The 25,075-nt window shown below is 41.8% G+C and carries 19 protein-coding genes and 1 pseudogene; 17 read left to right on the forward strand and 3 right to left on the reverse strand.

What is annotated here, in order from left to right:
• Positions 1-247: 247 nt before the first annotated feature.
• The 6 genes and pseudogenes from T501_RS20220 (at position 248) to T501_RS10600 (ending at position 4,779) form a co-directional block, all read left to right on the forward strand.
• Positions 248-1,525, forward strand: a complete 1,278-nt coding sequence (locus T501_RS20220; RefSeq protein ID WP_081843118.1) for a site-specific integrase — start codon at positions 248-250, stop codon at positions 1,523-1,525.
• Positions 1,522-2,475, forward strand: a complete 954-nt coding sequence (locus tag T501_RS10580) for a tyrosine-type recombinase/integrase (protein WP_044914732.1) — start codon at positions 1,522-1,524, stop codon at positions 2,473-2,475. Before T501_RS20220 ends, T501_RS10580 begins: the two co-directional genes overlap by 4 nt.
• Positions 2,465-3,508, forward strand: a complete 1,044-nt coding sequence (locus T501_RS10585; protein ID WP_044914733.1) for a tyrosine-type recombinase/integrase — start codon at positions 2,465-2,467, stop codon at positions 3,506-3,508. Before T501_RS10580 ends, T501_RS10585 begins: the two co-directional genes overlap by 11 nt.
• An 89-nt stretch (positions 3,509-3,597) precedes the next feature.
• A pseudogene (locus T501_RS22885) lies at positions 3,598-3,823 on the forward strand (IS4 family transposase); the annotation flags it as partial.
• Between the two features lie 254 nt (positions 3,824-4,077).
• On the forward strand, positions 4,078-4,449 hold the full coding sequence (locus tag T501_RS10595; protein WP_044914735.1) for a YccF domain-containing protein: 372 nt from the start codon (positions 4,078-4,080) through the stop codon (positions 4,447-4,449).
• Between the two features lie 132 nt (positions 4,450-4,581).
• Positions 4,582-4,779: a hypothetical protein gene (locus tag T501_RS10600; RefSeq protein WP_026511121.1), complete on the forward strand. Its 198-nt coding sequence runs from the start codon at positions 4,582-4,584 to the stop codon at positions 4,777-4,779.
• A gap of 341 nt (positions 4,780-5,120) precedes the next feature.
• Here the strand turns inward: T501_RS10600 and T501_RS10605 are convergent, their stop codons facing one another.
• A complete protein-coding gene (locus tag T501_RS10605) occupies positions 5,121-6,176 on the reverse strand; it encodes an AraC family transcriptional regulator (protein ID WP_026511122.1) in 1,056 nt (351 codons plus the stop codon).
• A gap of 207 nt (positions 6,177-6,383) precedes the next feature.
• Between T501_RS10605 and T501_RS10610 the strand changes: the two genes are divergently transcribed.
• From T501_RS10610 to pgmB, 7 genes are read left to right on the forward strand one after another with little or no spacing between them, the layout of a single operon-like run.
• The gene (locus T501_RS10610) at positions 6,384-7,886 is read left to right on the forward strand and encodes a sugar ABC transporter ATP-binding protein (RefSeq protein WP_026511123.1); all 1,503 of its coding nucleotides are present in this window, start codon (positions 6,384-6,386) and stop codon (positions 7,884-7,886) included.
• A gap of 14 nt (positions 7,887-7,900) precedes the next feature.
• Positions 7,901-8,881 (forward strand): ABC transporter permease, encoded by a 981-nt coding sequence (locus T501_RS10615; RefSeq protein WP_026511124.1) that lies wholly within the window; start codon positions 7,901-7,903, stop codon positions 8,879-8,881.
• A gap of 14 nt (positions 8,882-8,895) precedes the next feature.
• Positions 8,896-10,095, forward strand: a complete 1,200-nt coding sequence (locus tag T501_RS10620; RefSeq protein WP_044914736.1) for a type 1 periplasmic-binding domain-containing protein — start codon at positions 8,896-8,898, stop codon at positions 10,093-10,095.
• A 24-nt stretch (positions 10,096-10,119) separates the two neighbouring features.
• Positions 10,120-11,100 (forward strand): ABC transporter permease, encoded by a 981-nt coding sequence (locus T501_RS10625; RefSeq protein ID WP_044914737.1) that lies wholly within the window; start codon positions 10,120-10,122, stop codon positions 11,098-11,100.
• The gene (locus tag T501_RS22140; protein ID WP_044914738.1) at positions 11,097-12,620 is read left to right on the forward strand and encodes an alpha-L-rhamnosidase-related protein; all 1,524 of its coding nucleotides are present in this window, start codon (positions 11,097-11,099) and stop codon (positions 12,618-12,620) included. The genes T501_RS10625 and T501_RS22140 overlap by 4 nt, the downstream gene beginning before the upstream one ends.
• Before the next feature lie 24 nt (positions 12,621-12,644).
• A complete protein-coding gene (locus T501_RS10635; protein ID WP_044914740.1) occupies positions 12,645-14,414 on the forward strand; it encodes a glycoside hydrolase family 3 protein in 1,770 nt (589 codons plus the stop codon).
• A gap of 1 nt (position 14,415) precedes the next feature.
• Positions 14,416-15,054, forward strand: coding sequence for a beta-phosphoglucomutase (gene pgmB, locus T501_RS10640; protein ID WP_026511129.1), 639 nt, complete (start codon positions 14,416-14,418; stop codon positions 15,052-15,054).
• Positions 15,055-15,277: 223 nt separating this feature from the next.
• On the opposite strand, the gene T501_RS10645 is transcribed toward pgmB, so the two are convergent.
• Entirely contained in the window at positions 15,278-16,267 is a 990-nt protein-coding gene (locus T501_RS10645) for a LysR family transcriptional regulator (protein WP_026511130.1), read from the reverse strand.
• 413 nt (positions 16,268-16,680) lie between these two features.
• Between T501_RS10645 and T501_RS10650 the strand changes: the two genes are divergently transcribed.
• The 4 genes from T501_RS10650 (at position 16,681) to T501_RS10665 (ending at position 22,970) form a co-directional block, all read left to right on the forward strand.
• Positions 16,681-21,630 (forward strand): fibronectin type III domain-containing protein, encoded by a 4,950-nt coding sequence (locus T501_RS10650; RefSeq protein WP_044914742.1) that lies wholly within the window; start codon positions 16,681-16,683, stop codon positions 21,628-21,630.
• A gap of 289 nt (positions 21,631-21,919) precedes the next feature.
• Entirely contained in the window at positions 21,920-22,438 is a 519-nt protein-coding gene (locus T501_RS10655) for an O-acetyl-ADP-ribose deacetylase (RefSeq protein WP_044914743.1), read from the forward strand.
• A 2-nt stretch (positions 22,439-22,440) separates the two neighbouring features.
• On the forward strand, positions 22,441-22,674 hold the full coding sequence (locus tag T501_RS10660; protein ID WP_026511133.1) for a hypothetical protein: 234 nt from the start codon (positions 22,441-22,443) through the stop codon (positions 22,672-22,674).
• 62 nt (positions 22,675-22,736) lie between these two features.
• The gene (locus T501_RS10665; RefSeq protein WP_044914745.1) at positions 22,737-22,970 is read left to right on the forward strand and encodes a DUF5605 domain-containing protein; all 234 of its coding nucleotides are present in this window, start codon (positions 22,737-22,739) and stop codon (positions 22,968-22,970) included.
• A 236-nt stretch (positions 22,971-23,206) separates the two neighbouring features.
• On the opposite strand, the gene T501_RS10670 is transcribed toward T501_RS10665, so the two are convergent.
• Positions 23,207-24,934, reverse strand: coding sequence for a glycoside hydrolase (locus tag T501_RS10670; RefSeq protein ID WP_050008254.1), 1,728 nt, complete (start codon positions 24,932-24,934; stop codon positions 23,207-23,209).
• Between the last annotated feature and the right edge of the window lie 141 nt (positions 24,935-25,075).

Below are 25,075 nucleotides of genomic sequence, written 5' to 3' on the forward strand. Positions count from 1 at the left end.
CGTTCCAATCGGAAAGACTATCTTTGCCTGATTTCCACAAACGTAAACATAGATGAGGAAGAAATCATCCGTATTTACTCAAAGCGCTGGCAGATTATGCTGATATCGGCATAACACCCCATATGCCGATATTTTAGAAATGCCGATTTTCAGGCATCCTAAAGTATCATAAATTCATGATTTCCAAATATTATCGGCATTTCTTACTATAAAGATGTAACAACATCTCTATAGAAAGGAGGCCGCCATGACAGACTCATATCCATTACTAAAGGATTTAACCGAGCAACTACTAAAGGAGGTGATGCAACACGTTCAAGAAGTATCAGTAGAGCAATATCAGATTGTTTGCAACAGCATCTTAAAGTATGCAACAGGTTCAGGCACATATGTCTATTCACCAGAATTCAATGATAATTATAAGGAATATCTTGAAAAAAGATTCGCTAATGGTGAGGTATGCAAAGAGTATCGACGCTTTCAGCTTAGAGTTTTGCGTATGCTGTCTTCGTTAGCTGAAACGGGTACTGCGGATTTCTCAAGCGCAGTTTATCCAGTTAAGAAGTATCCGGTTTCTTCTGAAATGGCAGATCTTGTTGAAAAGATACTGGGCAGTTATCCTCTCAGTGATGCAACAAAAAGTGATCTGCGTGCTCCAACAAGGCATTTCTTGTGGTATGCATCAGAACAAGGAATGGATCCGGAACACATCGACGATGTGACTGTAATGAAGTTCCTTATTGAGGAAGTCCCTGTCTCTAACAGTGGAAGTACCGGACGTACTCTCAGATGTATAAAGTATTCAACCGAATACCTGAAATTCCATGGTAATCATTGTCTTCATCGGGACTATAGGTTACTAAAACTCAAGAATGATCACAGACGTATAATCCCGGCATATACAGAAGATGAAATCTCTGACATTGCTGATGCCGCTACTAATGAGGACATGTTAAGCAAACGGGATCTTGCAATAATACTCTTGGCTTATTGTACCGGATTACGTGGTTGCGACATAATCAGGATTAGGCTTTCAGATATAGACTGGCAGAATCATAAATTATCTCTTGTTCAATCAAAAAATCACCAGCCCTTGTCTGTGGAGCTTAACGGATCTACGATGAATGCTTTAGCGGATTATATTCTTGATTGGCGACCGGAATGCAATGATCATGAGGTGTTTTTGACGGCAAAAGCTCCTTTTCGAAAGCTTTCCAAAGGCTTTGGGAGTATGATTGACAAGTACTGCGCAAAAGCTGGAGTTGAAAAGATATCGTTTAGAGGATTTCACAGCATACGCAGAGCTTTTGAAACCATCATGGTTTCAAGAGGTGTTCCAATCGAGATAGCATCTCAGATGATGGGGCATAAATCAATTGTAGAAGACAAACCGTATATCACTCATAATAAAAGTCAGATATGTTTTGTTGCATTTGATTTCACTGACGTTCCTATAACGACTGGATTTTACGCCAGGCATAAAAACAGTTCTTCCCACAATACCAAAGGAGGTGCTGGATTATGACGCTTGAGAAAAGACTGAATGATGCATTTGAGGAAATGATGTCATATAGGACCTCTGTTGGATATGCCACTGCAACTTATCGTTCCTCTGTTCCACCATTTATAAACTTCTGCGTTGAGAATTACCCCAACTCAGAATTGATAACACCGGAAATGATTGATAAATGGCTGGCATTTTATCCTTATACTAACAATAGTAAAGCAGCATTTATCGCTCTGCTTAGGGAATACACCAAATATCTGAACTTTCTGGGATACGAGGATTATATCCCGGATGATGATTACACAGTAAAAAGAACCGCCTATAATCCATATCTTTTTACTGATGAGGAACTTTTAGGTCTGTTTAATGCGATAGATTCGATTAAAGGTGCAACATGCGGCAAAAGATATTTGCCTGAGGTAGTACTTCCTGTATATTCCCGCTTGATTTACTGCTGCGGATTACGTCCACAGGAACCACCTGCAATACGCACCGAAGATATAGACCTTAAAACAGGTGATTTATATATCCGCCAGTCAAAACGGCATAAAGACCGTCACATAATCATGTCCAGCGACATGCTGAAACTCTGCAAAAGGTATGATGCATTAGCAGGTAAACGGAAATGGTTCTTTCAAAAGTGGGATGGAACTCAGTATGAAACATCTTGGTACAACAATGTTTGGCGAAGGATAATTAAAACATGTGGTATACAGTGGAAAGGTAATCCTCGCCCATATGATCTTCGGCATGCTTTTGCCTCAAGGAATATCATAAACTGGATCAATAGTGGGAAAAATGTGATGGAACTTCTTACATATCTTTCAGCTTATATGGGGCATTCCGAGCTTACATCTACACTATACTATGTTCATCTGCTTCCTGATAAGCTTCGTAAGGCAAAGGGCATCGATTGGGACATGCTCTCCAAGATATATGGAGAGGGGGTGTCCTGTGATGAGGATTAGCGCCAAGGATCCGCGTCTGGTGTCTCTAATTGGTGATTTTATAAAAGTCTATCTTCCACGGGTAAAGAGCCGTGATGACGATACTATAGCATCATATCGGTATAGCATAAATCTATACATTGCATATCTTGGAGCAAAAAAGAACTTGACGTTACTAACACTACAGACATCTGATTTTAATCAGGTTAACATCGTTGACTTTATGGCATGGCTAAAAACTGAACGGCAAAACGTGGCAACTACAGTTAATCACAGGTTGTCAGATATCCGCGGTTTCTGCCATTACCTGCTAAAGAAAAAGGCCTTAACCCCTGATGAATTTGAGGAAATCCGTGAAATCAACGATTATGATGATGACAGGATTATAGAATTCACATGGCTGACAACAGATGAAGTGGCAAGCATCTTGAATTGTGTTGATATCAATCGTGATGCAACAAGGGATCGCTTCCTTATCTCACTGCTTTATGAAAGCGGCGCAAGGATCAATGAAGTATTGTCACTTAAGCTACATGATATAAAACCTACATCAAATGGGGAGGCAGATGTACATTTCTATGGCAAGGGCAATAAACACAGGATAACACCATTATCAAAAGAAATATGGAGACAATACTGCAGTTATTGTGAGCGGTATCATCCGGAGAAAAATGAACAGGACTATTTGTTCTATTCATTCCGAAATGGGCGAAGAAACAAGATGTCGAGTGATAATGTAAGCAGGATACTGGCAGAGTGTGAAAATAAACTTCGCAAGAAAAGCACTGATCTTATACATCTCCATTCACATCTGTTCAGGAGAACAAGAGCCATGCATCTGTACCAAGCAAAAGTACCACTTCCGACCATTTCAGAATGGCTGGGACACTCAAATGTAGAAACGACTAGATTTTACGCTAAAGTCACAGAAGAAATGAAACGTGAAGCACTGCATAAGCTTAGTGATAGCGATAAGTCAGTTTTCAAAGATGATGTGGTATTTAAATATGCTGACGATGAAGAGGTTCTAAAGCGCCTGTGTGGTTTGAAATAAATGCCGATATTTTTTTTCCATGCCTGACAATTGCCTCAGGCATGGGATTTGAGAAAATGTTTTATCGGCATTTCTAAAATATCGGCATATGGCAGATAGAGGTTTTCTTCAAGATGTGTAAAAGCTATCTCAAGCTGGCAAAAGAATGTAAGTCTCTTTCTTATGATGCTATGACAGCGCATGTTGCAATCGTATTTACTCGATACATGATGCTTGCAGTAGAAAATCGCGAATCAGGAGATCCTCGAACTTTAGGCGAGTTGTTTGCATACTTCATGGATGAGGTGGCCGATGTAACATTCATCTATGCTTTTAACATCATTATGGAGATTTTCTCAAACATGATGATAGAAGAATTTGATCTCGATGAAGAAAAAATATCTTTAATGATAGACAAGTTTGTATCTGCACTTACACCATCCATGCAACGTCATCTTCAGGCAGCATGATTGGTAATTAATTGCCAATTTTTATTGAATTATCAAGGTTCAACCGCAGTTTTGTAACTGCGAAGTTTCAGTTAGTAAAGTTTTATTAAAGTAAAAATGAAAAGAATGTGAGGGTGGATTATGAGAATTTTAGGAAACATTATTTGGATTTTATGCGGAGGACTGCTTAGTGCCCTGGGATGGTGGATTGTAGGAGTTCTCTGGTGCTGCACAGTTGTTGGAATCCCTGTGGGACTTCAGTGCTTTAAGCTATCTTCAGTATCACTTAATCCTTTTGGAAAAGAGATTGTGGATGAAGGCGGAGCGGTATCGTTGCTTCTTAACATACTTTGGATATGCTTTTCGGGAATTGAGCTTGCGATTGGAAACGCAGTTATTGGATGCATTTTCTGTATCACCATTATAGGAATACCTTTTGGAAAGCAGTTCTTTAAGATTGCCAGAGTAGCTCTTTTCCCATTTGGAGCAAAAGTTGTGAGAGTACATTACTAATAACAGAGTGAAGATGCAATTATGTTAGATGAAGGATGCGCTTCCTGGATGAATGAAATGATAAAGTGGTTAGTGGACTTTACATAAAGAATTGAGACAAGGACAGGCAGATATATTGAGGAGATTGATATTATGGCAACTGCACCGGAGATAGCATTATCAACAAGTGAAGAACGCAGGCAATATATTAAGGAACGATTTCCATGCATAGCTGACTGTGATATGTGCGGGTTGTGCAAGGTGTTTCATGGAAAAGATCCGGAAACGGCTTATAAAGAATACATTGATGGGGAGAAGGATTTTTTAGAAGTTTCACAATCATATAGATAGAGAATAAAATTCATGAGAGTGCTTTGAGTGAAAAAGTAATTGCAAGTCAGTAAAAGTAGTTACGACTATAAACCTTATTTTTCGCCTTTTTAGGGTTTTTTAGATGGGGTATAATAAGTAAAAACTGTTGTTTTTGCTTATATCTGAGCACGGCAAACAAATGGCGGCGCAAAAGTTTGTAAAAGTAATCGCGACCCCATTTCTGTAAGAGTATGCTCTATTTGATAAGCATTACATAACATTTGATCATGATGGTAAGATTAAGGACGGCGCGTGGGTAGGAATTACAGGCGAGAATATCGATATCGCGGATGATATCTGACAGGGGTATGAGAGCTCTTTTACCTGGTTCTGTTTGATGTGGACTGTTTGCGATATGCAGAGGGCGTCATGCCTGTGTGCTTTTTAAACTGCCTTATATAATGCTCTGTGGTATCGTACCCAACAGCTTCTGCTATGGTCTGCACCGTCATGGTGGAATTGGCAAGAAGATCCTGCGATCTTTCGATTCGGACAGTTCGCAGGATATCTGTGTAATTCATGCCTGTGAGCTCTTTTATCAGTCTTGATGTATATTCATTGGAATAGTGGAACTTATTTGACAGATCCGACAAGGTAACGTCTTTGTAGTTTTCCTGAATATACTGGATAAGAGCATAGCGCTGGACATCTACTCTGGAGTCGAACAGGGGCATCTGAACAGATTCGGAGTACCGTCTAATTATCATATAGAAGTCGAGGAGTAGGGTGTTTGTTATGGCCTGGTAGTGGTACTCTTCCTTGTTGCGACTCTCTGTTAACATCCATATGAAGGACTCGGAAATGACCGCGTCCTGGCCGGTCCTGAACATTATATAATCGTTCGCCTTTTTGGCATAAATGTTGTTCAGAAAGAAGGATGAGAGGATGTTACGGGTGTTGAGAAAGGAGTAGAACATAGTGTGAAGTGTATCACGGCGCAGCATTATATTTATGGCGATAGTGTCGTCAAATACCGCAAAAGAATGCCTGATTCCCGGTGGGATCACGCAGAAATCTCCTGTTCTCATCTCAATGGTATTGCCCGATATAGTCTGGGTGCATCTGCCATCGTAAATATATGAGATTTCAAAAAAGGTATGGCTATGCTCAATATCCGGGCTGTATCTTTCGTGCTTTTGAACAATAATACTGTCATTGTCAGACAGATCAAAAAAGAAATAATCCTCATAAACATCGGGGATTGTTTCTTTTTTTTCTTTGATCAGAAGGTGCTTACTCAGCACCATTTCCATGTCAAGATTCTTAAGAAATTCTCTAAGCGAATCCGGGTTCTTCCCTGCGAGGTAGTACTCTCTATAAAATGCTTCCACCTCTGTAACATCGTATATATGCTGCTTTAATGCATTAGCGTCCATTTTATCTCCTTATATTGAGGGCTCCTATTAAATCTACTATATCTTCTCGGCAAGTAGATGTCAAAAAATCAAAGATTTATATAAAAATTATTATATTTAAATCATAAAACATCAATAATATTGAGCGATTTTGTGAATTATGTTCAGCGCTTTTTAAACATATAATTGCATCATAAAGAGCGCCTTTACAGAAAGGAATGGGCAGTTATGAATAAACCAGTTCTAGAAATGAAGAATATCAGCAAACGATTCGGAAGCGTCGTGGCTCTTAACGAGGTTGACCTTGAAGTTTATCCCGGCGAGATCAGAGGCCTGATCGGTGAGAACGGATCAGGAAAATCCACTATTTCCTCAATAGCTGCCGGAATGCAGAAAGCAAATGAAGGAGAGATGTTTTTTAAGGGAAACAGATGGGAACCGGCCAGTATGATAGATGCACTGAACAAGGGCATTGGAATGGTTGTCCAGGAAAGCGGAACCATTGGAGGAATATCGGTGGCTGAAAACATGTTCCTTGCCGAACTTGGGAGCTTTAAAAACAAATTTGGCCTTGTGGACAAGAACAAACTGGAAATAAAAGCAGATGAGGCTCTTAAAAGCGTTGGGATAGCAGGCATCAGCGGAAGAGATGCGATGGGAAGGCTGGACTTTCAGGACAGAAAGCTGGTTGAAATAGCCAAAGTTATCATGAAAAACCCGGATATTCTGATCATCGATGAGACATCAACTGCGTTGTCCCACGATGGAAGGCAGATCATGTACAGTCTGCTCAGAAAAATGAGGGATGACGGAAAGTCAGTGATCTTTATATCTCATGATCTGGACGAAATCATGGAAGTCTGTGACACGTTGACGGTACTCAGGGATGGAAACATCATAAGGACTTTTGAAAAAGAGGAATTTGATGCAGATGCCATCCGCAGCAGCATGATAGGAAGAGAGCTTAAAGGTGATTATTACAGGGCGGATACGGAGTGTACATCTCTTGATGAAGTGGTACTCAGCGCTCAAAGCCTGAACTACAAAGATAATTTAAAGGACGTTTCTCTGGAGCTCCACCGCGGAGAGATTGTGGGAGTCGGTGGCCTTGCGAGCAGCGGAATGCATGATCTGGGTGAAGCCCTTTTCGGAGCGCTAAAGCTTGATTCGGGGCATGTTATCTGCGGTAGTGGAAAAGAGATACTCAGCCCTCACAATGCAATAGGGCAAAAGATCGGATATGTGTCGAAAGACAGAGATCAGAAATCGCTTTGTCTCGATGCCAGTATAAAAGACAACATTGCTATCGCCGGAATGAATATCTTTAAAAACAAAATAAACCTTGTTACTTCATCCGGTGAGAAAAAATATGTAAAAAAACAGGTGGATGAACTTAAGATCAAATGTTCAGATATGGATCAGGCAGTAGGTCAGCTTTCGGGTGGCAATAAGCAGAAGGTTGTCTTTGGTAAATGGATAGGCTGCGGAAGCGAGATACTGATCCTGGATTGCCCCACAAGAGGCGTGGATATCGGAGTCAAGCAGGCGATGTATCAGCTCATGGTAAAGCTCAAAAATGAAGGCAAGGCAATACTTATGATAAGTGAGGAGCTGCCGGAGCTGATAGGTATGAGTGACAGAGTACTCATTATGAAGGACGGAGAGATCACAAGAGAGTTTAAGAGAAGCAGTACCCTCAGCGAGGGAGACATTATAAGCTACATGATCTGAGGAAGGTAAAAGAGATGACAGATAAAAGAAAAACCAACATAAAACAAAAAATCATATCCTTACTTCCCATTGCCGCTTTACTGGTTTTGTTTGCAGCATTTCTGGTGGTGGTAAGCATAAATGGTTACAAGCTGGATATGTACCTGAAAATAGTATTTAATGAGGCTCTTGTTCTTGCGGTGGTTGCTACTGGGGCGATCTTCATTTATACCCTTGGCACCTTTGATATAAGCCTTGGAGCATCAACGCTCTTTGCAGCCACTATGGGGGTCATGACCTATAACAAGACTCAGAGCCTTATTTTGATGATCGTCGCGATATTCGCAGTGGGTATCACAGCTTCACTGCTGAATTCGGTTTTAGCTTCGGTTTTTCATATACCTCCCTTCGTGACAACTGTTGCCATGATGTCGGTTCTTTCAGCTCTCTCGGCACAGATCATCACAAGTTATGGAGGAGCTCTTGGCGGAATAAGTATTCCCAGCGAAGTTGTAAAGCCCTTTGACAACATAGGTTTTAAGGCAATGCTTTTAATAGCCTTTTTTGCCATATGCTTCTTTGTATTCCAGTTTACGAAGGCCGGAAGAAGGATGAAATTTGTGGGCGGAAATCCAATTTGTGCAGAGCTTACAGGAATAAAGGCAAGTAAATATACGATCCTGGCCTTTGTGATGGCGGGAATTGGAATCGGCCTCGGAGCATTTTTGACACTTTGCTATACCCCATCGGTTACTACTACAACAGCATCAAGTATAGGAATGAATATCTTTATTGCGATCGTTTTCGGAGGAATGCCAATCTCAGGAGGTGCAAGAAGTAAGATTTACGCGGCATTGATCGGTGGCTTCTCATATATTTTGCTGAATGACATTCTTGAGATAGTCATAGACAGCAGCGCAGCATACGGCATCACACAGGTGATCAGTGCAGTCTTTTTCCTGGCGGTGGTTTATGTAACCAGCATGAATTACAGGACAGCACTGTTACCAAGATAAAGGAGGAAAATATTATGAACAAAAAACTTACAAAAGTGATCGGACTTATCATGGCCGGGGCCATGACGGTGATGGCAGGATGCGGAAATTCGGCACCTGCTGCACAGGGCAGTGCTGATAACGCAGCACAGGCACAGGAAGCTGAAACAACTACTCAGCCTTCCGGCAAAGCCAAGAAAATCGGAGTGCTTGTAGCAGATGTCAGCGGTGAGGAAGCCCTGGGATTTAGAAATTACTATGAGAAGTATATTCAGGAAAACTATGATGTTACCTTTGATTACACTGATGCGCTGGCAAGCGCTGAAGACGAGAAGGCCGCTATTGAAAAATTTGCATCAAAGGGATATGACGCAGTTATCTCTTTATCCAGCAGCGACAGAGCACAGCAGATTGAGACCTGCGAGCAGTATGGCATTTACTATGCAATAGCTTCAGGAGTTCTTGATGACGAGCAGTATGAAAAATACAAAGGTTATGAGCACTTCGTTTGCCAGATCGGACCTTCAAATGCCACTGAATTTGAGGCAGGAAAAGCTATGGGCGAGTATTTTAAAAATCAGGGAGTAAAGAAGGTGGCTCTCTATGGCGCTTTCATTCCAAATCCTATGCACGTTTTCAGAGCAGCCGGTATTCTTACGGGACTTGGTTGTACCTACGGCGGAGCAAATGACATGGGAGCGATCGTGGGACAGATTTTCCAGGATCAGGGAATTGATCTTTCAAAGGTTTCCGGCGATGTTGAACTTGTTGCATACCTCCAGGGATATGGCGATACAACAACAGATGAGCTTGGTGCAGCTATTCAGAAGGCTCCCGAGGCATTCCTTTCAGTTGGAATGGCAACTACATTCTTTGCACAGACACTTTCACAGGAAAATATACCTTTTGCCGATATTGATTCCTTTACTGCCATGAACAGTCAGTCAATGGAGAGTGGAAGTCTTAAATATCTTGCAGGTAAGTATTCATCATCTATCGGACCTGTATTTGCGCTGGTTTCAAATGCGATTGACGGAAATCTTATCAGAAATGATGAGGGAAATGTTGTATCGCTCAATCAGGGCTATCTGGTAGCAACAGACAAGGCAACCTTCGATGAGTATTTTGTCAATGACAACGGTGATTCACCCATCTACAGCAAAGAGACACTTGATAGCATTATCGGAAGTCAGGTCACCTATCAGGATGTAAAGAGCCTTGTAGAGAGTAAGTAATACAGAGTAATAAGGAGATTAGCTATGAGTACCCCGAAGAGAATCGTAAACGCACTGGCGATGCCGGTTGTAACCCTTGTGGTTTTGCAGACTCTTTGCCTGTTAAATGGACAGAGTGTGATTTCAAATATGAAAAGCTTTGACAATTTCATAGTTTATACAGCTATTGTGATGATCACAACCATGGCTCTTTCCATAAATCTGAACAGCGGAAGATTTGATTTCTCCCTGGGATCAATGGCCGGTCTGTCATCTATCATAGGGGCAAAAATAACCTATGGGATTCTCTCCGGGGGAAATGGCTCTGCACCGCTGATGCTTTGTATATCCCTTGTTGCAGGAGTGATACTTGGACTAATATCGGGTCTTACATATTGCACATTAAGACTGCCTCCCATCATAGTCTCACTGGGAGTAACGCTAGTGTATGAGGGAATTATGTACACAATAACCGGTGGCAAATATGTTATGAGTGAAGTTCAAAATCCTTCAATGTCCGCTCTTACAGGAACCTGGGTCTATGCAGCATTGATAATAGCGGCAGCCCTTGCATTTATGATAATTACTTTTGATAAAACGGCCTTTGGATATGACTACAACGCACTTAAGTCGGGACAGAAGGTGGCTGTGGCTACAGGTATCAATGAGGTAAAAAACACTCTGATCTGTTATGGGATCAGTGGAGGCCTGATGGGTATAGTGGGAACACTTAATGCGGCCAGAAATACGACAATAAATGGAGGACAGCTCAATTTTGGCAGTATAGCCATCATGTTTACAGCATTTCTCCCTATGTTTATCGCAGGATATATCGGCAGATTCACAAACGAGAAGATTGGCTTTCTCCTGGCGGCTGTTTGCATGTCACTTTTAAATTCTACTTTTGCTGTATTCTCAAACTCAGTGAATGCAACGATGCAGTCAATTATAAATGCAGTATTGCTGGTTGTTTTCCTTATTTACCTGAACAACAATGATTTGATAAAGAGATTATTGAAAGCATGAAAGACTTAAGATTATTGAAAAAAGCAACGGCTCTTTTCCCAAGGTTAAATGAAAAAGAGATTGCTGTAGCCGAAACAGTAAGTATTACAAGGGACGGCAAGGGAATAAAGAAAAAAAGTCTCCGGGATTTCAGGACTATGTCACTAAAAAAAGGTGATGAGGTCATCCTTGACTTTGGCGGACATCTGGTTGGATATCTTTCTCTTCATTTTAAGAACATAGGAGCTCATGCAGATGCTCCTGTGCTCTTAAGAGTACGCTTTGCCGAAAGAGAAGTAGAGCTGTTTGAGGATGCATCAGAATACAGTGGCTGGGTAAGCGCATCATGGATCCAGGAAGAGCTGGTAAAGGTGGATGTGGTCCCCGGAAGGCTGGACTTTGACAGACGATATTCATTCAGATTTGTAAGGATTGAGGTTATGGATATCAGTTCAAGATTTGACCTTCAGATTTCCGAAGCTTGGGCCAAGTCCGTCACTTCTGCCAGAGATACGGATCTTTTACCCTATGAGGCGGCAGATCCCTTGGACAGAGAGATGGACAAGGTGGCTGTAAAAACTCTCAAAGATTGCATGCAGACAGTGTTTGAGGATGGACCTAAAAGAGACAGAAGGCTGTGGATAGGAGATCTTAGGATACAGGCTCTGGCCAATTATGAAACCTACAGAATGAATGATATGGTCAAATCCTGCCTATACCTGTTCGGTGCGCTTACTCAGGAGAATGGAAGAGTCGGAGCCTGCGTATTTTTGGAGCCTGAGCCTGAAGTAGACGACACCTGTATGTTTGACTATTCTCTGTTTTTTGTGGTCATTCTCAGGGATTATTACAGAAAGACAGGTGACCAGGAGGCGCTGGAGGATCTGTGGCAGGTATGCCGCAGACAGATCAGTCTTGCCAGAGAGGGCCTTGACCAACACTATGTAGTAAAGGACCTTGACGTTCTTGGCTGGTGCTTTGTGGACTGGAATCTGGAGCTGAATAAACAAGCAAGTGCGCAGGGGATATTCCTGTACGCGCTGGAGGCAGCAATTGAGCTTGCCGAGCAGGTCGGAGATGTGCTCTCAGAGGAAGAGTATGCTGATCTTTACAACAAAGTAAAGGATGCAGCCAATACTTTTTTATATGATGAAAAAATGGGCATGTACGTAAGCGGGAAAGACAGACAGATCTCCTTTGCATCTCAGATATGGATGATACTTGGAAATGCCGTTGAAGGTAGTGCTGCACTCAGGCTTTTGGAAAGACTAAATGGCTGCGACGGTGCTGTTAAAATGGTTACTCCTTATATGTATCACAACTATATAGATGCACTTATTAAGCTTGGCAGGAAAGAAGACGCTCACAATCTTATGAGACAGTACTGGGGCGGAATGATCAAAAACGGTGCAGACACCTTTTGGGAGCTGTATAATCCCGAAAATCCGGACGAGTCACCTTACGGAGGAACCATTGTAAACAGTTATTGTCATGCCTGGAGCTGTGGCCCGGCGTATTTTCTCAGGAAATACTTTGCTTAATACTTTGGAGGAAGAGAGTTTGATATGACATTTGATAATTATGAAATCGATTATACCGGGAATCCGTTTTTTCTTGACGAGAGTGCCATAAATTGGGTAAAAGAGACCTTTGAGGACATGAGCCTTGAGGAAAAATGCGGACAGGTTTTTTGTCCTATGGGATTTAGCAGTGAAGATGAAGTTCTTCGCGGAATCGTCAGTGGAATTGGCGTTGGCGGGATGATGTACAGAAGTGGGAGAGCAAAAGAGATTCAGGATACTCACAGAAAAATACAGTCAATGGCCAAAATTCCGCTTTTATTAGCCGCTAATACGGAGAGTGGTGGAGATGGACTGGCGGTAGAGGGGACATCTTTTGGCAAGCCAATGGCAGTTGCAGCAACTGCGGATCCTGAAAACGGCTACAGGATGGGGTATGTTGCATGCAGGGAAGGGGCAGCACTGGGACTAAACTGGTCTTTTGCTCCTATCGTGGATATCAACAGAGACTTTCATAATCCGATAACAAACGTCAGGACCTTTGGCGATGACCCGGAGAAGATAGTTTCCTTCGCTTCACGCTATATGGATGGTGCAGATGAAAATAATGTTGCCGTGTCAATAAAACATTTCCCCGGAGATGGAATAGATGAAAGAGATCAGCATATCCTTACCAGTGTCAATTCTCTGTCTGTAAAAGAGTGGGATGACAGCTTTGGATATATCTATAAAAGTCTTATAGACAAGGGAGCAAAGACTGTAATGGTGGGCCATATTGCCCAGCCGGCTTATGTAAAAGAGATTAACAATAATGCTGACAGAAGAAGCATGTTGATGCCGGCATCTCTTTCTAAGGAACTTCTTGGAGGTCTTCTCAGAAAACGTCTTGGCTTTAATGGCCTTATAACCACAGATGCCACTCCCATGGTAGGATTTACCAGTGCAATGCCCAGAAATATTGCCATACCGACTGCCATAGAAAACGGCTGCGACATGATTTTGTTCAACAAGAGCCTTGAAGAAGATTACGGTTTCATGCTTGAGGGTATTGGCAGTGGTTTGTTGTCCGTAAAAAGACTTGATGAGGCAGTGCTGAGAATCCTTGCAACAAAGGCATCCCTGGGGCTTCATGAGAAACAAAAAAACGGAAGTCTTGTCCCTATGGAAGAAGAGTTATCAGTTGTTGGCTGCAGCAAACACAGAATGTGGGCAAAAGAGGTGGCTGATAAGGCTGTCACTCTTGTGAGGGACGAGAAAGCTCTTTTGCCGTTAAGTCCGAAGAAATACCGGAGGATATACCTAAATGTGATCGACAAGGAAATGGACCCGGAGAGCGCATTTGTAAAGATGTGGAAGGATAAGCTGGAAGCAGAAGGGTTTGAAGTTACGGTAAGGGACAGACGTGTTAAAATTGCCCCGGCTGATTTTATGGATCCGGCATCACTGCCTGATGAGAAGAAGGCTCTTTTACATGAGATGTACAGAAGTGTTGCTGAGATGAAGGAATCCTTTGATCTGTATCTATATGTCTGCAATATGGAAAATGCTTCAAATAACACTACTTTGCGACTCAACTGGAACGTAGTGTTTGGGCTTGGAGATGATGCGCCCTGGCATGCATCAGAAATACCTATGATGATGATATCGACTTCGTATCCATATCATCTGTTTGATGCTCCCATGATCGGGACTTATATTAATTCCTACAGCGCAGGTGTGGATTTTGTCGATGCAACTGTAGAGAAAATAATGGGCAGATCTGAGTTTATGGGAGTAAGTCCCATTGATCCCCTGTGCGGAAAGGATTACATCTGATATGAAATATAAGGCCATAATTTTTGATCTGGACGGAGTTATCTGTTTTACCGATGAATACCATTATCTTGCCTGGAAGGAGCTGGCAGATGAGCTGAATATTCCCTTTGACAGGACTATCAATGAGAGGCTAAGGGGCGTCAGCAGAATGGATTCTCTTGAGATCATACTGGAGAAATATTCAGGACCTGAGTTCTCAAAGGATGAAAAGGAAAAGTTCGCCGGAAAAAAGAACGACATCTACAGAAAGAGTCTTGAAAATATGTCTGAAAAAGACCTCTCGGAGGAGGTCAGAGAGACGTTAAAGGAGCTTAGAAACAGGGGACTTAAGCTTGCCATCGGATCTTCGAGCAAAAATACCAAGTTCATATTAAAACAGATCGGGCTGGAAGGTTTCTTTGACGCCATAAGTGATGGCACCAATATCACAAGATCCAAACCCGATCCGGAAGTGTTCTTAAAAGCTGCCCAGTTCCTTGCAGAAGAGCCGAAGGACTGCCTTGTTATAGAAGATGCTGAAGCCGGAATAGATGCTGCGGTATCGGGCGGCTTTTACAGCGCCGGTATCGGGAGCGCAGAAAGCTATGGAAAGGCCACATATCATTTAGAGAGCTTTAAGGACATTCTAAAGTATGTTTAATGGTAAAGTAATCTGTGAGTGCCCGGATTGTGTCAGAAATGCGGTGCTTTCACTAGGAGAGGTAGTAGAAACTATATAATAATCCATTAAGACTGATATAAGCATCTGATCGGACCTAGTGTGTTGTCTCACTCATAATTGACCAAATTATTTGTAAATGATTTGATTAAAGATGAGCAAGACAACACACTAGTTTTTTTGCCAATAGCACAGAAAACATAAATCAGTTGAAGCTGATGTTGATCTTTGAGAAAAAATCCACACAAAATTCCATAAAAAGTTTTGAAACATTACTAAGATACTGACCTTCGGGATAGGACAGAAATATAGTCCTTTTACACACTGGTGACTTAATGAAAATCGGTGTGATCATAGGCGTGAAAAAGGATTTATGAGTCTGGTAGGGAAGCAGGGCAATTCCCATCTGTGATTGCACAAAACTTTTAAATGTGCCGGGACTGTCACTTTCCAATATGATATCAGGCTTAAATCCCGCCATTTTACACAGGTGGTCCGTAAGTTCGCGAATACTTGGCCCCTTTGAATAGGTTACAAACTGATAGGACTTTGCATCAATGAGATCTATCTCCCTGTAAGCGGGAAGGGAGCAATCATTATTTGCATCTGTTAATTCACTCTTTTTGTAAGCTGAAGGAGAGCAGTCTTTATTGTATTCACTATGGCTTATTTCTGCGCAGATAGACAGAGGATGATTTTTGTTTGCTGCTATTACAATATCCTCTTCAAGTAAGGTAATGTTTGTGAGCCCCTTATAATTACCTGGGGTGGCTGATATAACAAAGTCAAAATCCCCTGCCTGTTGAATATTATGGGTTGCCTGCTGTTTCAGATTGAGAGATATATGTGGGTAAAGCTTATGGAATTCCACCAAAAGCTCAGGCACGATATTTGAACCGGCTAAAATGACGAGCGTAAGATGACCGGAGGGTGAGGTGCAGTTGTCTAAGAGCTCATTTTTTGCATTATCAATGATTCCAAGAGCACTTCTGATGTTCTTGTAATAGAGTTCCCCGTTATGATTCAATCTAAGCTTTCTGCCTTCGCGCTCGAACAGCTTAGTCCCCAACTCTTCCTCAAGGCAGGCAAGTGACCTGCTAAGTGAAGGCTGCGCTACATGCAGAACTTTACTGGCTATAGATATATTTTCTTCCTTTGCAATTTCGCAAAAATATCTCAATTGAAGTAATTCCATAAACACTATTCCTATATAGCAATGATGTTATATGGCACATAACAAATTACATATTAGACGCCACATAAGTCAACGAATATAATCTAAAAAAGAAAACTTTTTAAGTAATTTTACCTAAAAATAGAGATTAAAACAATTGTTGATATTAGCTAAAATAATTGTATTATTTAGCTAAAATGGTGATGTGATCCGCAGCCTGGATATGCAGATAATAAACGCAGGAAAACAGAGAAAATCGACGGAGAACAGAAAATTATATGATGCGCACATATAATGTGAATTCTTCGGGAGCAGGAATTATTATGCAGGTCTGGAGAAGGATAAATTTGGGTATTTCAAGTTTTAGGGAAGCATGGATTATGGAGTTTATTAAAAATCTGAATCCGTGTTGTAAACAGTTTTAGGAGGAGTAGATGAGGTATTTTAAAAAGTTATATTGTTTCATATTATCGCTCTGCCTGCTTTTGACATCAGTTGCGAACATGGATGTCAGGGCAGAAGAGATGCCGCAGGGAGGCGGATTTTCGGGTTTTGTAACTGTAGATGGGACTAAGCTTATGGATGGTGACAGGGAGCTTAGATTTGTTTCCTTGAATTATCCCCAGGCTACAAGCGATACTCCGTGGGAGCATGAAAATGCCATGAAAACCTTCAGGGCAATGGGAGGTAATGTCACAAGAACCTATACTATCCCTGTTTTCAATGGAGAAAATAGTGCAAGAGCTTATGTTACAGGTGTGGATGAAGCAGGTAATCTCACATTTAACGAGGATGCATTAAACAGCCTTGACGATGTGCTGGCTAAGGCTAATCAGTATGGCATAAGGGTGGTTATTCCTTTCGTTGACCATTGGCACTGGATAGGCGGAATAGACGGCTATGTGTGGCTGGCAGGAGAGTCAGACGGAAATGCACCATCTCAGTCGGGGTTTCAGGACTGGGCTTGGAAATTCTACAGCAGCGAGAGGTGCATGGAGCTGTTTAAGCAGATGATCACGCATCTTTTGAACAGAACCAATACAGTAACAGGCGTTCAGTACAAGGATGATCCCGCTATTCTCTGCTGGGAGACCGGAAATGAGATGGGAAACAGAAGTCAGGTGGAAAGAGATGATGAGCTCACAGCCTGGACTAATCAGGTGGTTGAGCATGTAAAAAGTATTGATACGAACCATCTGGTGCTTGATGGAAGAATGTCTATGTCACCCAGATCTCTGGGAGAAGAGAATTTAGCTGATATTCTTGGCGCACATTATTATGAGGGCAATTATGCACAAAGATGCGAAGAGGATACAAGGGCTGCTCACGCTGCAGGAAAACCGTTTATCCTTGGCGAATTCGGTGCAAAGGTTACAGCAGGTCCCTGTATAGATGTATTCCAAAAAGGAGTTGAGAATGACACCAACGGAATAATGATGTGGAGTTTAAGAGCCCACAAGGACGGCTTTGGATACTATTTCCATAATGAGGATGGATATTGGGCATCCTATCACTGGCCGGGCTTTGAGTCAGGTAATTACTACGGTGAGACAGAGATAATCAGATCAATTTATGCATATGCACAGATTGTAAACGGAGAGGCTTCTAATTATGAGGAAGCAGCTGCAATTCCGATACCTGCTCCTGAGACAGATGAAGCACCGCTTCTTTACTCTGAAAATGGAACACCCCACGATAACTCTTTCGCTGGAGGCTCGGTTGGAGACATTAAGTGGAGAGGCGTTGTTGGAGGTGCCTGGTACGAAATCCAGAGAGCAGAAGGAAGCGTTACAGATCAGGATTCCGAGCTCTTTGAGACTATCGCAGGTGCTGATGATTACGTTTACGATTCCGGCAGAAACTGGGAAGATAAGTCTCATGACTGCATAGCCGGATATCACGATATGACTGCAGTTGACGGACAGACCTATTCCTATAGGATTCGTGCCTGCAACGAATCAGGAGTTGGTCCCTGGTCAAACATTGTGGTGGTAGAGAATGTAAAGCATGTTGTTAAGGACGAGCTTGATCTTATAGCAGTTTCAAGTAATGATCAGAATCCCACAGAGATAAGACGCACCTACAGCAGTGATCATTCAGCTAATATCGAGCATTCAGGCAGCACTATAGTCAACAAGAGTGCAGAGGAGGGCTATATCGAGTACTCATCCATAATACCTGTGGAAGAGGTGAAGGTTCAGGCTGTAAGTGAAGCAGCAGAAGGTGCAGAGCCAAAACTTATGGTGTCCTCAGATGGTATTTCTTATGAGGAGATAGGATTAATTCATGAGACAGGAAGTACACTTTATAGCGCATCATCAATAACAGCAAGTAAAGCCTGCTATTATAGCCGAATTTATCTTAAAGGCAACAGCAGCTGCAAACTGGATAGCATTGAGATCACTTATAAAAATGGCGGCGATTCCTATAACGATAACAGCGAATCCGGTAAAGTAAGAACAAACGCTATGATCCAGGATGCGACCTTTGGTGAGAACGCAGAGCCTTACTATGTATCCAAGGATACTGGCCTTGTTGTTGGAGAGGCTGAGGGCATCAGAGGTCTTACAACCGCAGATCCCGGGAAGGGATCTATCGTATATAAAACAGGTGATGACATAAACGCCTTTCGTGTAAGTACAGCGGGCCTTAATGGAAAAAGAGTTATAGTTGAGTACTCCTTTGACGGAGTAACATTTAATCCTGCGAAGGAGCTGACTGTGGCAGCAGGTGAGACTGTAGAAAATATCGTTTATGGTGATTTAAATGTATCTCAGGCGGTTAGAGTGATTAGGGTTACTGTTCCTGAAAACAGCGCAGGCGAAGCCTTTGTAAGACTTGTTGAGATATCAAGCGGCAAAAAGATGATACCACTTGCAGATGCATCACCTGCAAACATTATTGAGGATGGCGAATATTACGTCGGATCTAATGACAGTCTTAATGCTGTTTATAGGATAAATGGCTGTGAAGGAGAAATCACTTTTTCCAAGGATCTTGGAGAAATTGACTACACTGCCTTCGACAGTATTTATTTGTGGGTAAAGCCTGACAACAGCTCAAATGAGCTGAGGGTGAGACTTCTTGATGCTGAGAATCACGTATGGGAAAGCGATGCAGTACTCTTAAGCGGCGGCGCTGAGATGAAAAAGCTTTTCCTTACTAAAGACGGCGATTTTAACTGGTCTGATGTAAGAGAGGCACAGTTTGTAGTAAAGAGCAGCAGCGCTGCAGGAAACGGTGAGGGACATATTTCGCTTGATGCCGGACAGGTATATACGGGCAACTATGGTATTGCACTTGGCTACTCCTTTGGCGAAGAGGAAAAGGTCATTTATATTGACAGTGTGTATGCAAACTCATCCGTAAAGGTTGATGACTTTGAGGGATACAGCGGATCAAATACACTTTTAAATCAGGCTTATTCAAGAAATACCAACGGTGGTAAGTTCAACCTCTCATTAGATTCTGTGAATAAGTACGAAGGAGCTTACGGCCTGAAAATCGATTATGACTACGATGGAAAGGGCTATGCCGGAGCAACTAAGAATATGGATATGCTTAACCTTGGCGGATATGACGGTTTTACCATGTATCTTGACTCTGATGGCTCAGGAAATGAGATTAAGGTGCAGATGGAGACTGACACATCCACCTATGCCTACACAGGATATATGACAGGAAAAGGTCCCATGCTTCTGTACATGCCTTTTGCCAAGATTATTCAACCTGATTGGGCAACGTCAGGAACACCGCAGCCAATAAACAGTTCGCAAAATCTTAAATCGGTTTCAATTTATACTAATCAGACAGGCACCGTTACCTCAGGAACACTCTATGTGGACGATTTAAAGGGCGCTAACTTTGTGGAAGACCTGACTGAGAAAGCAGGAGTTACAATTGATGAGCCTTCTGGATTGGTTACGGAGTTTCCGTATACAATCTCTGGAACTGCTGATTACGTTGAGTATGTAACGGTTTCTGTAGGTGAAAAGAAGTACAACGTACCTGTAAACGGAGAGGGTGTATGGAGCTTTGAACTTACCGCAGATGCAGGAATCGTTAACGGGGATGATATTAAGGTAAAAGCAGGAGTGTATTATCCTGACGGAGAAGCTATAGCAGAAAGTTCAGAATACGCCATCAGACTTGAGGTAGAGGATAATGACGGACCTGAAGAAGAGCACTATGACAACGTAATCTGGAGTTGGGATTTTGCAGAGATGGGCACCGAGGGATGGAGCTTTGAGGGCTTTTCACCATGGACAGAGAATGGAAGATTAGTTGCCTGGTCACAGGATGGTTATGATGCAGTATTCTCATATACGATTACGGATGTACCGAATGGCGTTTATACTCTTTCAAATGATATCAAGGTTAAGAGCAATATGAACAGCGCAGTTATGGCTCTTTCTTCAGGGGAAAGCGAGATTAAATCAACTCCAATTGACACAGCAGATACGGTTGTGGAGGATCATCTTCTTGGAGAGAAACTTACGGTAGATAATAACAGCATAACTGTTAAATATTATGTCAATGCCCCTGTTGATGCTAACGGAGTTACTTTTGCAGTTGGAGATATAAAGCTTTACCTGGTTAAGGCTCTTGAGAATGATGATCCCGAAGATGATGAAGTACATGACGGTGATGAAAAAGATGATTCCGGTGAAGGTACAGGAACTGAGGGTGAGATACCGGATGATTCAGGCGAAGGCACAGGAACTGAGGGCGATACACCGGATGATTTCGGAGGAGATACAGGAGCCGGGGACGAGACACCGGATGATTTCGGAGGAGACACAGGAGCCGGGGACGATACACCGGATGATTTCGGAGGAGACACAGGAGCCGGGGATGAGACACCGGATGATTTCGGCGAAGAAACTGGAGACTGGGATGAGACACCTGATGATTTTGGCGAAGGTACTGTAGCCGGTGATGAGATATCGGGAGATTCCGGTGAAGGAGAAGGTACAGAGAGCGGAGCTGTAAATAATCATGAGACAGTAAGTACCGACAATAATACAGGCCTGGATTTAGGAGAAGCTGCATATGATGGAAGCACAGCAATTAATGAAGTCATAGACAGTAAGCAGAAGAAAACTTCTATATCTGAGCTTACTGCCAAAAAGAAAGCCATCACAGTTTCCTGGAAGAAGCAGTCCAAGGGTATCAAGGGCTATGAAATCCAGTACAGCACCAATAAGAAATTCGAAGAAAATGTAAAGACAGTTAAGATAGGAAAAGCTAAGACTACCAAAAAGACTATAAAAAAGCTTAAATCCGGAAAGAAGTATTACCTTCGTATAAGGACTTATAAAGAAAAGGATGGTGGAATTGTATATTCTAACTGGAGCAAGAAAAAGAGCATTAAAGTCAAGTAAGGCATTTAATAGATAAGCCTGAATTACAGGGAATGTTACCTGTATAAAAAGAACCGGGACTAGTCAGTTCAAATACTGATTATTCCCGGTTTTTGCTACAGGTAGCTGCATCTTGCTGGCATGCAGGCTATAGCGGATCTTTCGTCTATAGTCGTTACGTTGTTCCATTTTTCTTTTTGGGTTCGACAGGCTATTTGTTCATAGTATAATAATCTTATTCTGTACAATTTTTGAACTGATAGGTGAAAGGCCAGGATATTATCTTGATTCGTGAAAAGGGGAAAAACATATGAGTTCGATCAATTACCATTCCGGGGATATAACAAAATTAAAAGTTGATGCAATAGTGAATGCCGCTAACAGTTCATTACTTGGGGGCGGTGGCGTCGACGGAGCAATTCACAGAGCTGCGGGTCCGGGACTTTTAGAAGAGTGCAGGACTTTGAATGGATGCAGAACCGGTGAGGCTAAGATTACGGGAGGATATAATCTTCCTGCAGCACATGTCATTCACACAGTTGGGCCTATATATAGCGGAAAGGCATCTGATGCAGAAGACCTTCATAACTGTTATTGGAACTCGCTGGATGTGGCGAAGGCAAATAATCTTCACAGCATTGCTTTTCCCGGGATTTCAACAGGAGTGTATGGCTATCCCAAGAAAGATGCGGCTAAGATAGCTCTGACTACAGTGAAACAATGGCTTGAAAAGAATTCGGACTATGATATGGCGATAACTATTGTTACCTTCAGTGAAGAGGATTATTTGATATATCAGAAGCTGGCAGCTGATGTAAGTAAGGAGTAAAGATGAATTCAATATTAATAAAAGACACAACACGAGAACAGAGGGAGAAAATAGTAGCTGAGTCTATAGGAAATATCAACGGCTCATGCGACGGATGCATGTCCGGACTTGCTGACATGTATCAGGATTACATTGATGGTAAGAAAGAAATCCGTGAGATAAATATGGAATTCAGGGCTCATTATGAGTCCGGAGTAGATGGACCTGAAAAGGCGGATTGCGGGTATAAGAGATGACAGTGAAGTCGGGAATTGGCCTTAGAAGAGTTTCATATGACAGGAGGAACTGAGACTGCGTTTTGTCAGTACCGGAAGATGAAAAGCTTTGTGATGAGACCGGATATAGAATTTATTATTTCAGTTTCATGAGACCGGCTTTGAGGGAATTCTACATGGAGGATGATATCCGCAATAAAGTAGAAATTATTGATACCTGGAATATGACTATTACCGATGCCGGTGTTCATAGTGGAAGATTTTGTCTAGAGCTTCCCGGCAGACAGTATATAGTAGTAAGGCTTCGTAAGGTATGACTGCATCTTGCGGACAAAAACTGAAGAAGTGTGCAAAGTTGTGCGGGCAGCAATGATCTGAATTTAAAGAGTTATATTATAAGGAATCTACTATAAGAAGTAATTGTAAATGGTTCTAAATTATGATGATAGGGTCAAAAGGTCATTATGCGATTATGTTTGAATAAATCGCATAATGACATCTTGGCCCTTACATCATTTTATTTTAGCAACGTATTTCACAATCCTGGCAGGGCTTATTGGAGAGTGACAATATAAGTTGTAATGGAATAAGCATTAGCCTGCGCTGAAAAGAAGTTATTGGATTTTTTTATGTTATCTTCGTCTGTGACATCACGCCAGTTTTCACCATTCTCCATAGCACCACTTGTTCTTATGGCAGTTATTTCTGAAATATCCTTATCGAAGTTTTCCAGATCAAAACGGCGGAGTTCATCATTGGAGTTACTATTCATGGTAACTATTACAAGTTTATTGTTTTGAGGATCATAAGCAGCAAGAGTGTCTTTTCCAGACTTCACTATGCAGAATCCGGGTCGGATATATCTTGTAAACTGGCCAAAACCATAGTATTTTTTGCCTGTAAGTAATTCTTGTGCGTCATGGTCAGCTATGGCCACTCCCCAAAAAGGTTCACCATTATTGAGGATGTTCTCCGCTTCCTGCCTCGTAAGTGTATCAAATTCATTGGTTGAATCAATATGCATGTCTGCTGCATTCCACATGATCCAGGCGGTAGGATACATTCCGTTCATATCCTGCATTATGGCATCTGCAAATCCAAGTGCAGCTTCCATAGCACCTGATTCTTTACCTAATGAGAATGTACCGTCAACTTCACTCATCCACAGATTTTTTCCGGCATCAAGAGCTGTTTCTTTTAGTTCCTTGCGTTTGTTTCCATGATATGTATGTGTATCCAGTCTGGCTATGGCATCCTTTGCTTCAGGTGAGAGCTTTTTATAGGAACTGATTGTAGCATTTATACTGGTTTCATCTGAACTGCTGATTATTATGTCAATACCTTTGTTCTGTAGTTCACGGTTCAGTTCTGTGATAATTTTTGATTGTGATTCACCAGGGCTAAAGTGGCAGCCTTCCTGTTTTTCACTATAGGCAGACCAATAGTCTGTGGCTGGTTCATTCATGGGAGTTATGCTCTGAAAACTGGTCACTCCGCTTTTTTCCAGGTGTTCAATAACATCTGCCAAATAACATGCAAATGCTGTATAGGAATCATCTCTGAGATTATTTCTTGCAGGTTTTTTATTTCCGGAGCTGCATCCACTTATTGTCATAAAATATGGCGGTGAATTTGAAAAAGCCTCTGCAATAAAAGCATTCCCCGCTTTTTGGGATGCTGCTTTAAGAACATTTATCTGATTTTTATCAGCATCCCAATTGTAATTCCAGGCATATCCACAGGAAAAATCTGCTCTCTCAAAATTTTGCAGGTAATATTCTTCCGGATGTAGTGATAAATCTATTGGTGTAATATCAATTGCGTAGCCGGGAATAATGGAATCAGATCTTTTTATATGTGCTTCATGCAGAAAATCACTGGGGTTATCTACATCTGAAAGCGCAAAATCAGTGACATTATCCCCACCGCCGATATTGTATCTTCCAATGTTTAGTCCTAATCCTTTTTCTGCATCAAAAAACAATTCAGAAGCCGCATGTGTCAGCTTATCGCTGTAGCCAACACGATTGGCCCACCAACACAGGCTTGTTCCCCAACCTTGAAACTCTCCATAACCATCGTTATTAGTATCATTGAAGGTCTGATGATCATTTAGGTCTATCTTTATTATATTTTGGACTTTTTCACCGGAATCGACTTTGTCAGAGCTTTCCTCTATAGAATTATTCCCGGAAAAAGTGCCACATCCAATAAGTTGCAGGCTCAAAGTAGTAAGTGCCAGGGATAAGACACAAACCATTGAGCGATGTATTTTTTTCATGCTAAAACACCCCATATGTTGTTAGTAGAATAAGATATTTTTAGTAATTCTAAAACATTATAGCAGAGGCTATGATTATTCGCTTAAATACTATCAAATTGAGTGTGCAAAAAGACAGGATGATAATGATCTGGATGCAAT

The sequence above is a fragment of the Butyrivibrio sp. WCE2006 genome, from assembly GCF_000701985.1.
In the GTDB taxonomy this organism is placed as follows: Bacteria; Bacillota; Clostridia; order Lachnospirales; family Lachnospiraceae; genus Butyrivibrio.

What these genes read in the sequence shown, in the direction of transcription:
- T501_RS20220 (WP_081843118.1), top strand. Translation starts at nt 248, where the DNA reads ATGACAGACTCATATCCATTACTAAAGGATTTAACCGAGCAACTACTA.
- T501_RS10580 (WP_044914732.1), top strand. Translation starts at nt 1,522, where the DNA reads ATGACGCTTGAGAAAAGACTGAATGATGCATTTGAGGAAATGATGTCA.
- T501_RS10585 (WP_044914733.1), top strand. Translation starts at nt 2,465, where the DNA reads ATGAGGATTAGCGCCAAGGATCCGCGTCTGGTGTCTCTAATTGGTGAT.
- T501_RS10595 (WP_044914735.1), top strand. Translation starts at nt 4,078, where the DNA reads ATGAGAATTTTAGGAAACATTATTTGGATTTTATGCGGAGGACTGCTT.
- T501_RS10600 (WP_026511121.1), top strand. Translation starts at nt 4,582, where the DNA reads ATGGCAACTGCACCGGAGATAGCATTATCAACAAGTGAAGAACGCAGG.
- T501_RS10605 (WP_026511122.1), bottom strand. Translation starts at nt 6,176, where the DNA reads ATGGACGCTAATGCATTAAAGCAGCATATATACGATGTTACAGAGGTG.
- T501_RS10610 (WP_026511123.1), top strand. Translation starts at nt 6,384, where the DNA reads ATGAATAAACCAGTTCTAGAAATGAAGAATATCAGCAAACGATTCGGA.
- T501_RS10615 (WP_026511124.1), top strand. Translation starts at nt 7,901, where the DNA reads ATGACAGATAAAAGAAAAACCAACATAAAACAAAAAATCATATCCTTA.
- T501_RS10620 (WP_044914736.1), top strand. Translation starts at nt 8,896, where the DNA reads ATGAACAAAAAACTTACAAAAGTGATCGGACTTATCATGGCCGGGGCC.
- T501_RS10625 (WP_044914737.1), top strand. Translation starts at nt 10,120, where the DNA reads ATGAGTACCCCGAAGAGAATCGTAAACGCACTGGCGATGCCGGTTGTA.
- T501_RS22140 (WP_044914738.1), top strand. Translation starts at nt 11,097, where the DNA reads ATGAAAGACTTAAGATTATTGAAAAAAGCAACGGCTCTTTTCCCAAGG.
- T501_RS10635 (WP_044914740.1), top strand. Translation starts at nt 12,645, where the DNA reads ATGACATTTGATAATTATGAAATCGATTATACCGGGAATCCGTTTTTT.
- pgmB (WP_026511129.1), top strand. Translation starts at nt 14,416, where the DNA reads ATGAAATATAAGGCCATAATTTTTGATCTGGACGGAGTTATCTGTTTT.
- T501_RS10645 (WP_026511130.1), bottom strand. Translation starts at nt 16,267, where the DNA reads ATGGAATTACTTCAATTGAGATATTTTTGCGAAATTGCAAAGGAAGAA.
- T501_RS10650 (WP_044914742.1), top strand. Translation starts at nt 16,681, where the DNA reads ATGAGGTATTTTAAAAAGTTATATTGTTTCATATTATCGCTCTGCCTG.
- T501_RS10655 (WP_044914743.1), top strand. Translation starts at nt 21,920, where the DNA reads ATGAGTTCGATCAATTACCATTCCGGGGATATAACAAAATTAAAAGTT.
- T501_RS10660 (WP_026511133.1), top strand. Translation starts at nt 22,441, where the DNA reads ATGAATTCAATATTAATAAAAGACACAACACGAGAACAGAGGGAGAAA.
- T501_RS10670 (WP_050008254.1), bottom strand. Translation starts at nt 24,934, where the DNA reads ATGAAAAAAATACATCGCTCAATGGTTTGTGTCTTATCCCTGGCACTT.